Source organism: Myroides indicus, from assembly GCF_004364575.1.
GTDB classification, from domain to species: Bacteria; Bacteroidota; Bacteroidia; order Flavobacteriales; family Flavobacteriaceae; genus Flavobacterium; species Flavobacterium indicum_A.
This window is the reverse complement of record NZ_SOAG01000002.1, coordinates 89,133-102,497: the sequence shown is the minus strand read 5'-3', so window position 1 is coordinate 102,497 and position 13,365 is coordinate 89,133. Positions and strand designations below refer to the sequence as shown.

At 36.8% G+C, this 13,365-nt stretch carries 4 protein-coding genes; all 4 read left to right on the top strand.

Annotated features, from left to right (window positions below; translation table 11 throughout):
• The first annotated feature begins 56 nt into the window (after positions 1-56).
• A complete protein-coding gene (locus C8P70_RS01185) occupies positions 57-854 on the top strand; it encodes a fimbrial biogenesis chaperone (protein WP_133711525.1) in 798 nt (265 codons plus the stop codon).
• Positions 847-1,866, top strand: a complete 1,020-nt coding sequence (locus C8P70_RS01180; RefSeq protein WP_133711524.1) for a hypothetical protein — start codon at positions 847-849, stop codon at positions 1,864-1,866. The genes C8P70_RS01185 and C8P70_RS01180 overlap by 8 nt, the downstream gene beginning before the upstream one ends.
• Before the next feature lie 98 nt (positions 1,867-1,964).
• The gene (locus tag C8P70_RS01175) at positions 1,965-4,694 is read left to right on the top strand and encodes a COG1470 family protein (protein WP_133711523.1); all 2,730 of its coding nucleotides are present in this window, start codon (positions 1,965-1,967) and stop codon (positions 4,692-4,694) included.
• A gap of 701 nt (positions 4,695-5,395) precedes the next feature.
• Positions 5,396-13,365, top strand: a 7,970-nt coding sequence (locus C8P70_RS13750) for an HYR-like domain-containing protein (RefSeq protein WP_166666157.1), incomplete at its 3' end; no start/stop codon positions are given.

Sequence of the window (13,365 nt, the reverse complement as noted above, 5' to 3'; positions counted from 1 at the left end):
GTGTTGCAATACTGTAACACTTTTTTTGTAACTTATATAGGTAAAGACATAAGAGTATGCAAAAGTTTTTTTTCTTTCTAAGCTTTTTGACTGCAGTATTGACCGCAGCTGCACAAACAGGAGTTTCTGTTTCACCTCCTCGTCTGTATTATGAAACAGACCCGGGGCAAAGCAGCAGTCAAACCGTAAAAGTCACTAATGTAAGCAAAAGCAACACATTAGATTTAGCTGTAAGTCTGGGAGATTGGAAATACGACCAAAAAGGAGAAAATCTAATGTTTCCTTCAGATAGCTTAACAACTTCTTGTGCCGGTTGGGTAAATATTAAACAAAAAGATAATTATTTTTCTTTGAAACCGGGCGAAGCAAAAGAAATTGAAGTAACTCTGACCGCTCCTAACACATTAACTCCCGAAATTCCTGTACATACAGCGATGCTTTATGTTACTCAGATGAATCCGATAGACGATGTAGATAAACAAGGAGCAAACATTAAAGTATCTGTACGATCCGGCATAAAATTGTTTCACCGTACTTTGGAAGCAAAAAGCAAAAAGTTAGAAATACATAACCTTCTGTTTAACAAAGAGACAAAAAACATAAATCTTCATTTTGAAAATTTAGGAAATGTATGGGCAGATGGCATCATCTATCCCGAATTACTGAATACTCAAACAGGAAAAAAGACCACAATGGATCATATTATTTTTTATAGTATGCCCGGTGATTTCAGAGAAACCGACATTGTCTTGCCCGAAAATTTAGAATCAGGGAAATACATAGCAACAATCCTTATAGATTACGGAGATGATAACACCATAGAAATGGCAGAACTATCATTTACTTATGAATAAATTTTATTTATATATTCTTTCATTACTTTTTTCATGGACATTCAGTGCCCAGAATCTACATGTTGACAGCAATAATTATGCTTCAATAGATTCGTATAACGGAATTATTAAGCCAAACGCTTACAGAGTATGGTTAGACGGAAACGGCAGCCTGAACTTACCTACCTGGCGTATATCAGTTCGTGTTATCCAGCCCATAACTAACGGAAGTCAAATATTTCCGGCAGATAAGCTCAGCTTAATAGCTACCCCAACGTACGGACAATTTAATCGGGGAACAGCTCCTACAATTTCACAAATAGGCATGCCCTTACAAGCTATCCTGCAACAGAATCAGGAAGTTTTTTTAGTACCGCAATCACAAGCAGGTCTTTATAATACAGCACAAGGAAATCAGTACTACAACTTGTACATGCCTTTTGATTTAAAAGTAGAAGGAGGTTCCTACCTCTCAGCCTTTACTACCTGGTCAGAATTTAAAGTCCCTTTAGAGTTTAAATTCTATGATAACAATAATACTATCAAAGGAGCAATTAACGCTGTTTACCGTTTGCAAATTGCCACATTAAACGGAACACCTCCCGACCCAAAACCGCAATTGTCAATTACAATAGAAAGCAATGCTGTCAATGGGTTGCTGGAACTAAAAACAAAGAAAGATTATATACAAGGAACAAGCGTTGTTTACCCCAACGCATTAAAGGTAAACGCCAATACAGATTACCATGTAAAAGTAAAATCGCTGCAAGGTACTTTTATGTCTGGTCAAGGAAACACATTACCTTTAAACACAATACAGGTTTCCTTAACGCTCTCTTCCGGCAATTCTGCAGCCGTATTTCCTATATGGCTCGGCGCAAATTCGCAAAAAATTGCATCAGGAAGTTCAACACAGGGAACTATCGCATATTATAATATTAAATATGCCAGCAAACCCAATGATCCTAATTTTATCATATCGGAAAAGGATAATTACTATACTACATTACAGTATGAAATTACACCTCAATAACACAAAGCTTTATAATGCCTAATTTAATAGCCAGAAAAATATTTTTTATTTTTTTGACGATAGGCACCTGCTTCTCTTCCTATGCACAACAAATTGCTATGGAAATAAAAAAGGACACAATAACAAGCAAGCAAAACCTGATGGATCTTGTGGCTACACTTGTCAATACTTCCGATCACCCTTTTAACGGCTTTTTAAACATCAAAACTCCTGAAGGTTTTCAAAGTATTTCCGGTGAGCAGATAGACATTCATTTAGACTCAAAAGAAAAGAAATTTATTCCTGTAAAAATATTGTTTCGACAAATTGCACAAGCCGGAACTTCTCAAATCCAGATTGATTTACTGAATGACAAATTAAAAATAATTCAAACTGAAAGCATTGGACAAACCATAGAAGAAAACAATAATCTTCGGTTATCTACCTCAAATCCTATGCTTTTTATTAGTAATTCCAACGACTCTTTATCCGTTCAGGTAACTGTGAGCAATTTAGGAAATCGCAGACAGCATACTTCAATTATTTTCAGCATACCGGAACTCACAGGTGAAAAGAATTTTTTTGAAAAAAAAGGAACTGTGGCTATTCAACAAGATACCGTATTTAACTTTAAATTTCTTCCGCCTCAATCATTACTGCATCAACCACAATTTACAATAAATATTGCAGGTATGAGAGGAACAGAGAAGGAACTATTTGGCAATTTAGCCATAACGGTTCAAAATATTTCTTCAAACAAGCGTTTTCAAGACATGGAGGCAGCCCGTCAATCTCAATATTACCAAAGAAACAGCCTCACTGGCAGTTACAGAAAAATAGGCGCTAACAATACAGTTTATCAATTAATAGGCTCAGGCGATATTAATCTCCCCGCAGGATATTTATCAGTTAGCGGAAATATTTATCAATCAGACAATGCCAATGAACCGATAATAAGCAATACTTATTTAGATTATCACTTTGAGAATCATCAATTAAAAATAGGAAATATCAATCAACCTCTAGAAATGGCTCTTTTCGGGCGCGGAATAGAAATTGGAACTGCTGACAAATCAAAGTCCAAAAAAATTCAGATAGGATTTATAGATCAAAATTTTAATTTGATAGAAAAAAATTCATTTTTAAAATACGGTTACGGAGTTTATGCAACAGGAATTATAGGCGCCACCAATCCTTCCGGATATACTTCGGCAAGTTATATTTTTAAAGAAGACGCAATGGAACAAACCCTTCACCATTTAATCGGAATAGACAAAGCCTATTCCCTTAACAATGAATGGAGAGGAAATTTAAAGATTTACGGAGGAATGAGCCATTATAAAACAGTTAATAAAAATGAAGCTTCCTTTGCTTTGGAGACCCAATACAATGGAGAAATAAGCGGGGTGAAACTATCTGGTAACTATTTTTTAAGCACTGCCTATTTTCCCGGAAGTCGTCGGGGAATGATACAGATACAACAAAACTTTGTAAAAAATATTTCTAAAAAACACACCGTTTATTCCAGTATTTTCATGTCTGATTTTTCACCAGAATCACATACCTACACAACAAATATGGAGTCAACCAACTTCAGGTTTGATTCAGGAATCAATTTTGCCCGATTAAACAGCACAGCAATAAAATTAGGCTATCAGTATCAGACAGAATCAAGTAATAGTTTTGGATGGAATACAACAAAAAGCTCCGAAAATTTAGCTATGAGGGCGCATCGCTTGGTAGAAAATTTTAATTGGTTTAGCAAAAACAGCAAGCATTCTCTCAATTTGGCATTGGAAGAGGGTTTTGCAAAATTGCCAAATACAGATGGTTTAAAACCCCAGTTTAAATTTAGTACAGCTTACAGCTTTAAGTGGATGACTGCAAATGTTAGCTATCAATACGGAAGCTTTTTTCTGTCAGAATACATTTCTACTTCCAGAAACACAGAAGACTCTCGGACATTTCAGCGTTTAATATCATCGGTTTCTATAGATAAAAGATTGATGAACAATAAAATATTTATAAGTTCCGGTGCAGGCTATATTAATGATTTTACAACAGGTCAAACTCCTTCGGGTTTTATTAATCTTCGCTATCTTCCTACAGATAAATATCAGATCTACCTTAATTCGTCCTGGTATCGTTACAATATGCGAAATAACAACTTCTCTTCTTTTTCTTCTTCCAATAATATGTTTATCATAGAGGCAGGATTGACCATTAAATTTAAAGGACAGGCTCCATCTTCAGGTAAAAAAGGAACTTTAACGGCACAGGTCTACTACGACAAAAACGCCAATAATATATTTGATGAATACGATGAAATAGCTGCAGACTACCTTATTACGATTAACAATGCAACTTTTAAAACCGATAGCGAAGGAAAATTACTATATCGCTCTATTCCATTCGGTTCTTATAAGCTAAAGCCAACAGTCCAAAAAGGATGGTTTACAACAGGGATGGAATATACAGTAGACAGTTATAAGTCATTTGTAGAAATCCCACTTCATCAAAGCGGTACTGCATCTGGCAAAATTCAATATGAATTTGATTCAAAAACTGTATTAGATTTTGAGTCTAAAACAGGAGGCATCGTATTCAACATCTCTCAAAACGGAAAGTTTATCCAACGAATTTCAACTAATGATGAAGGAAAATTGATAGTATTTTTACCAACAGGAGCCTATCAAATTTCACTTGTAAAAAGTTCATTGCCTCCAAATACATTTTGTGAAGAAACCAGCCGTGATTTTACAATAGAACCGGGTAAAATCACACCTATTCAAAAATTCACAATCAAAGTCAAAGAAAAGACAATTAACATTAAACGGTTTGGCGAGTAATAGGCAACAAACAAATCAGAAGTTTAATTTCACTACCTCTCCACTAAAGCAAAAACAGGTACTCTTTAAATAGTCTGTCTTTCTAAAAGACATCTTAAAATTATTTCAGCAAAACTTAATTGCAAAGTCACAATTATTGATTAAAAAGGACAAAATCAATTCGGTTAATAATCACAAATTTTATGTATTTTTTTATAAGTAAACCAATAAAAAACCCTCCTAATTTCGTACACTGATCTTTTTACAGGTAATTAATTCTCTATCAAAAAGATAAAAAAACACAAACAAACGATTTTAAAGCTATGAAACACTCTAATTCATTCGATTTTTTCAACAAAGAAAAGATTTACCCTTGATATAATTCGTTTAGAATTTAACACATCCTGATGCTTTTAACCAAATAACACAAGAGTATATTTAACAAAATTTACCTTAACAATATTGCTACTAAAAAAATCAATTATTTAATAATTTTATTACTTTACTAATTATCAGATACCTATAAATTAATAAAATTGCACCATTTTATAGAATCCGTAAAAAAACACAAAATAAACGATATAACACACTTTTCATTAGCAATGTAAAAAATTAATTGATATAACTATTATTAACTACTAAAAAATAAATTTTATGTGACGAGAAAAGCCAGATCATTAAACTTTTTAAAACAATCACTTAATGAAGTAAAACAATATTTTATGGATTATAAAACTACGTTAATGCATTTTTTTACAATTTTAGGAAAATGGAAATCGGCTATGCTGATATTTCTATTTTCTTTTTTATTGTTATCGGCAAATGATACGCAGGGACAGACACTTAAAACAGATAGCAGTGTTCCGGTTCTTGATGTATGTGCCGAATCTCAGCAATTCGCGGTTAGAATTGCAAAAGGAAGTCAGGATTGCCCGAACGGGGAATTAAAAATAGAACTTCCGAGCGGATTTGAACTCGAAACTGGTTCAATCAACATAGATGGAACTCCGGCAACAATAACCGAGCAAACGGGATCGAAGGCAACAATGGATATAAACATTCCATCCGGACCATCTTCCCAGGAAATAGAAATAACCTTTAAAGCAAAAGCTTTGTGCAGCATAATAGGCTCTCCAACAGGAGATCCTTTAGTAGCTTACACATTAAGTGGCTGTACAAACGGAGTTCAAACCGGAACAAGCGACGCTATCAATATCCGCTATGCGGTTTTGCGGGTTGATATTACTCCCAATCCTATTACAGGAAATATAGGTAACGAACCTGAACGAACTATTACCATTAAAAATCAGGGTAATGGAGAAATATTTCAATTTTCTTTAGACCGTACCTTGGGCAACGGCCTTTCGCATGTTTCATACAACTATACAAGCTTAACAACTGCAGGGTGGGTAATTGATGACTCTAATCCGGATCAGCTTATATTTTCAGGTATGAGCCTGAAAAGTGGAGAAAGCATTACTTTTAAAGAAAAAGTAAAAATAGAAGATTGCTCTCTTACACCTACCGATTATGAAGTATACTATGGCTGTGCAACAAAATGCACTGCTTCGGCAGTTAACGGGACGGCAACTCACATTATCAATTTAGCAGTAACAGGTGCGCCAAGCTTATCAGTAACTCCTTCATCTCCGGTAATAAACTGTTTTAACAATTTTGGAGCTAATACGTGGATAGTTAAAAATAATGGAAGTACTGCTACTGATGTTATAGATTTTGAAATCAGCACGCAGGATTTAGGCGGAAAAATTGACCCCGGTTCTATTACTGTGAATAATATACCGGCAACAATTATTGATTCTTCCAATCCTCAAAAAGTAAGAATACGGATTCCTGCCTTAACAGGAGGTGAAATAGCAATTATTGATTTTAAACAATATTATCCTGCACCAAATTATTCATCGGCAGACTGTACTTTAGCGCCAACGCAATTCAGCAACGGACACAATGCATTTAATGCATCTTTTGATTATACAAACTCTTGTGCACCTGTTAATAGCGGAGGGACTGTTAGCGAAGAAATTTCCTACAATTATACAGGAATGCATGTTGGTGAAGTAGATATTATTGAAGGTACTCCTCTTATGGCAGAGTACATGTTCACCAATTTCAATATTCCTTTTAAAGGATTAAATAATGGTGATCAATTTGTAATTACAGTAGAATTATCCGATGACCTTTCCACTACAGGCTTCAGTTTTGAAGGAGTTACAGCAGTAAACGTAGGGGGCAATAAATGGGAATTGACTTTTACTTATGGAACAGCTCCTTGGAGCACAGGTAGGGATTTAGACTTTTCATTCGAAAATTTAGAGTTTCCGATAACCTTAACTTGTCCATCGACAAATTTAGATGATTTATGGTACAATATAGGAGGTGAATTAAGAAAAGCCGATGGTGCAGGAACATGTTCTCCTGTTGTCTTTAAATGTAATGAAACCAAACTTAAAGGGTTTTGCCCTACCGGTCCTTGCGATGATGGTTTAGTAAACGGTCCTGCAGGTGTTAAAAGAGTTTCCTTAGGACATGCGGTAAACGGCAGCGGGGTTCCTACTGTTAGCACACCCTCAACAAATGCATATGACAGAGCTTTTATCACAGGGGACATTTTAGAAATTTATCAGACTTCTACTGCTCGCGTTACAAACGGTCCGTTTAACACAGTGCGTTTGGTAGTTGAAAAAGAGGCAAGCACTAATGCTGCCTTAAGAACAACTTCCGGAAAAGTTATTATAAATGGAACTACAGTTACTTCAAATGCTACTGTAACCCAAACATCCTCTGCTTATATATTGGAATACACATTGCCAGCTCCGTTAACAGATGGCGATGAAGTTCGTCTTTCAATAGAAGTAAAAGCAGGTACTTCAAGCATAGGATTAAAGCGATTCCCGACAAAATCATATTTAATAGACACTACCACAAACGAAGGTTTATTATGTGGGAGAACCTATACAGCAACAGGTTTGTACGTAACCCATGGCTTTGGCTTTTCGGGAGGAACAAAGAATTTTGTTAATTGTGAAGAAAACACAAACACAGCAACATTTTCAGCAAACATTTTAGGGTTTAAAAAACAAGATGCTATTTTCAGAAATGAATACCGCAAATTATTTGTCCCAACAAATGCTATACTGAAAGTACCACATTATATTACACTGACAGGCGTTACTGTAACTGTAGTCAACCAACCTTGGATAGCAAATCTAACAACAACTATTGCTGTACTACCTGCAGTTAATAATGACGAATATCTCTTAGATTTGTCCGCTGCTTTAAAAACAATAACAGCAAGTTCTTTAGGGGCAGGCAACGGCATTGATTACTTGGACGAAGGTTTTGAATTAAAAATCACGCCAATTGTAACTCTTTCTGAATGTGAACCAACAACTAATGCGACAAATCAGGTTATAGAAGTTACGCTAAACGGCCATAAGGTAGATGGTGAAGGCTTATTAACACCGTATAGCAATACACAAAATCTCACTTATAACACGGGAATTGGCTCCCTTACAGTAACACCCGCAGGCAACAGCCTTTTGGGAACACTAAGTCCTGACGGAACAGAAGTTTCATGGGTTGTAAGAGTTCAAAGCAACGGAGCCAGAAACTTTAACAGTGTATGGTTTGCTAAGAAAAGCGGCGATTTAATTATCAAATCAATACAGCAAGTTGATAATTATAATGGTGCTAACCCTCAATCTGCTTTAGTTGCAAATGGCGCAAATATTTATCAGTTAGGTGATTTTGCATCTGGTACAGCAAAATATTACTTAATAAAAGCAGATGTTATTAACTGCGAAGTACGCTCTTTAAACCTGACATCGGGATACAGCTGCACAACGGCAAGCTATCCTGCTTCGATTAATGACGGTTGTAAGTTAAGTGATTTAGAATTAACCCATAAAACGATTCAAAATATATTACAAACAGAAGTTGTTGATCAGTTTAACGGAGTAAATACAAAACCCGATTTATGCAATGAAATATGGTATAGCGTACAATTACACAATGCAGGAGATTCTCAACTAGACAATCTAAAAATCAGCATTCCTTTAAATACTGCTCCGGGATTAGCTTACAACAATAAATTTGAATACAGCAATGTATTTTCCGCAGCAGGCGGAACCGCATCCTCATGGGTAATTGGCAATGTAGCTGATGCTGTAGTAAATGGCGATATTTTAGAAATCAAATTGCCAAACAGTATTAAGCTTAATACCTTAGAGAGAGTTAAGATAAAGGTTTACTACAAAGTAAATAATTGTGATTTTAGAAGTGGTGCAAAACACACTGCTACACCATCTGCTACAAATACATGCGGAACTCAGGTAACAAATGAAAATATCACAACTGCAACAACCAAACGCATTATTATTGATGGAGGATCCGATTCTTTCCCTGAACTAAGAGAAGAAGGAACAACAAATGTTGTGTTAGACCCGGTTTTAACTACCGGAGGAATTTTAAGAGCAATTTACAATGCCGAAATCAAAAATTCAGGAACCCCTGAAGTAATTGATCCTGTCACCGACCAATATCAAGTGGCACTGAAATTACCTGTAGACTGGGAAATTGTAGGAGATCCGGCAGCTTATTTGTTACCAACAGACAAAGTACAGTATATCGCTCTTGACCCAGTTCGTGGATATCTATATCAGGTAACATCTAATATAAACGTTGGCGAAACATTAAAGTTCAATAATGTTCCTCTAAAATATAAGGGATCAAATATAACAGCTTTAAATTGTCAATACAATTTTGGGGATATCAAAGTAACAGTTTTCCAAAATATTGATGTATTACCTTGCGCACCTAATCCGGATTGTTCGGCTACCGGTATTGATCAGGTATTATATGAAAATATTATATCTATGGAACTGCCTATAGATACTCTTTTAACAATTGATCCGGAATATCAATATCCGGAAATTTGTAATCCTTTGATTAATGGCGGAATACCTACTCTTGCAGATATCCCTTTTGAAGGAACAACTACAGTATATCATTTAGATTGGTACGAAAACATTCAGGAAGCCACTTCCGATTTACCGGCAAATCGTTTACCTTTAAATACACCATTAGTAGATGGAAGAACCTATTATGTCATCAACCGATTTATTGTAGATGGGGTATGTAAAAGTAACATCGGCAAAATAAAGGTAACCTTCAAGGAAAATAACCTTCAGGGTACAGTAGAAACGATTTGTTCGCCAGACAACCAAACGTATCGCGTACGTGTAACTTTAAACGGAACAACTCCTTATTCTGTAACAGGAACAGGAATAACGAGTCCGATAACGTTTAACAGCAACATTTGGACATCTGATCCAATTACAGCAAGTACACCTTACGGAGCAGGGACACCATATGATTTTACATTTACAGATGCTAAGAACTGTACACCATTAAATGTGACAGGTGCAGCCCCAATGTGTTGTACATTAGAAATCGAATGCCCTAATGATATAGAAATTATTTGCGGAACAAATACCGATCCTTCCGCAACGGGAATACCTAATGTTTTAACGTCTTGTGGAAATACTACTTTTGTTTATACCGATTCAGCAATTTCAGCTTGTACAAACGGAACAAAATCATTTACAAGAACTTTTAAAGTGACAGATGCTCAGGGGAATGTTGAAACCTGTGATCAAATAATTACGATTAGAGATAACGTAAAACCAGTATTTAATGAAGCCTTACCGCAAAATGCAAGCTATTCTTGCGCTTCACAAGTACCTGCTGCAGTTTCTTTAACAGCAACAGATAACTGCGGTAATGCAGAAGTAACATTCAATGAATCCAAAATAGATGGAACTTGTGATAACAATTTCACATTAACCAGAACATGGACAGCAACGGATGACTGCGGAAACACAACAATACACACGCAAATCATCACGGTTAATGATGACGTTAATCCTGTTTTTATAGGCACATTGCCTGCCGCAACAGTAAGCGTTTCTTGTGCTTCTGAATTACCTGAAGCAGCTACGCTAACAGCAACTGACAACTGTGGAACTGCAGTGGTAGATTTTGACGAAACCATAACATCTGGAGCATGCGATAATAATTTTACCGTAACCAGAACATGGACAGCAACGGATGATTGTGGAAACACGACAACCTACCAGCAAATCATTACTGTAAACGACAATATCGCACCTACAATTACTACAAAAGCTCAAAACGCAACAGTACAATGCGATGGATTTGGGAACACTGATGCTTTAAACAACTGGTTAGCAAATAATGCAGGAGCTATCGCTACAGATAATTGCGGAACAGTAAACTGGTCAAATGATCATGACAATGACAACTTTGTAACTGCCTGCGGAAATGCCGGAAGCGTAGAAGTAACTTTTACTGCAACTGACGCTTGTGGAAATACTGCAACCACAACAGCTGTCTTTACAATAGAAGACACGGAAAAACCAGTATTTACCAGCGACTTGCCTACAGATGTAACCGTATCCTGCCCGGCAGAAATACCGGCAGCAGATAATTTGACAGCAACAGACAACTGTACCAAATCAGATATTACAATTACGGTAACAGATGTAAAATCCAATGTAAGCCCTGTTTGTGCGAATAACTATACGGTTACCCGTACTTATACAGCAAAAGATGCTTGCGGAAATGTGGCAACGCATACACAAATCATTAAGGTAGAAGACAAAACCAAACCGGTATTTGTAGAAGATTTACCGCAAAACATAACTTATTCTTGCGATGCAGAAGTACCAACAGCTCCAACGTTAACAGCAAATGATAACTGCGAAACAGCTACAGTGGATTTCAAAGAAACAAGAGTAGACGGATCATGTGCCAACAGTTATGTACTTACCAGAACATGGACAGCTACAGACGAATGCGGAAATACAACTACGCATACGCAAATAATTACCGTAGCTGATACCACAGCACCTGTGATTGCATTACCTGCATCTACAACAATGACAGTAGAATGTGATGGAACAGGGAACACAACAGAATTTGATGCGTGGATTGCAAATAACGGAGGAGCAACAGCAACCGATAATTGCGGAACAGTAAGCTGGAGCCATAGAATTGAAGATACAAACGATCATTGCCAAGGTTCACGTAGTATCATAGTTGATTTTACAGCTACTGACAGTTGTGGCAATAGTGCTACTTTCCAAGGCACATTCGTAATTGAAGATAATACAGCACCGGTTATTGATACAGTAAATTTAGCTGACTTAAATATTGATTGTAGTAGTACAAGTCAGGACGAGTTAAACGCTTGGTTAAATAACCACGGAGGAGCAACCGCAACCGATCTTTGTGGCAACATAACATGGTCACATGATTATCAGGGAGCAGCTTTGACGTGTGGAAGAACCACTACGGTAACTTTCAAAGCAACCGATTCTTGCGGTAATGCATCAACAGTAACAGCAGATATTATATTCACCGATAACGAAGCACCAGTATTTAACGGAGCGCTACCACAAAACGCAAGCTATTCTTGCGCTTCACAAGTACCTGCTGCAGTTTCTTTAACAGCAACGGATAACTGCGGAAATGCAGCAGTAACATTCACTGAATCCCAAGTAGATGGAACTTGTGATAACAATTTCACACTAACCAGAACATGGACAGCAACGGATGATTGTGGAAATACAACAATACACACGCAAACCATCACGGTTAATGATGACGTTAATCCTGCTTTTGTGGGCACATTGCCTGCCGCAACAGTAAGCGTTTCTTGTGCTTCTGAAGTACCGGAAGCAGCTACACTAACAGCTACAGATAACTGTGGAAATGCAACGGTAGCTTTTGACGAAACCATAACATCTGGAGCATGCGATAATAATTTTACCGTAACCAGAACATGGACAGCAACAGATGATTGTGGAAACACGACAACCTACCAACAAATAATTACTGTAAACGACAATATCGCACCTACAATTACTACAAAAGCTCAAAACGCAACAGTACAATGCGATGGATTTGGGAACACTGATGCTTTAAACAGCTGGTTAGCAAATAATGCAGGAGCTATCGCTACAGATAATTGCGGAACAGTAAACTGGTCAAATGATCATGACAATGACAACTTTGTAACTGCCTGCGGAAATGCCGGAAGCGTAGAAGTAACTTTTACTGCAACTGACGCTTGTGGAAATACTGCAACCACAACAGCTGTCTTTACAATAGAAGACACGGAAAAACCAGTATTTACCAGCGACTTGCCTACAGATGTAACCGTATCCTGCCCGGCAGAAATACCGGCAGCAGATAATTTGACAGCAACAGACAACTGTACCAAATCAGATATTACAATTACAGTAACAGATGTAAAATCCAATGTAAGCCCTGTTTGTGCGAATAACTATACGGTTACCCGTACTTATACAGCAAAAGACGCTTGCGGAAATGTGGCAACGCATACACAAATCATTAAGGTAGAAGACAAAACCAAACCGATATTTGTAGAAGATTTACCGCAAAACATAACTTATTCTTGCGATGCAGAAGTACCAACAGCTCCAACGTTAACAGCAAATGATAACTGCGGAACAGCTACAGTGGATTTCAAAGAAACAAGAGTAGACGGATCATGTGCCAACAGTTATGTACTTACCAGAACATGGACAGCTACAGACGAATGCGGAAATACAACTACGCATACGCAAAC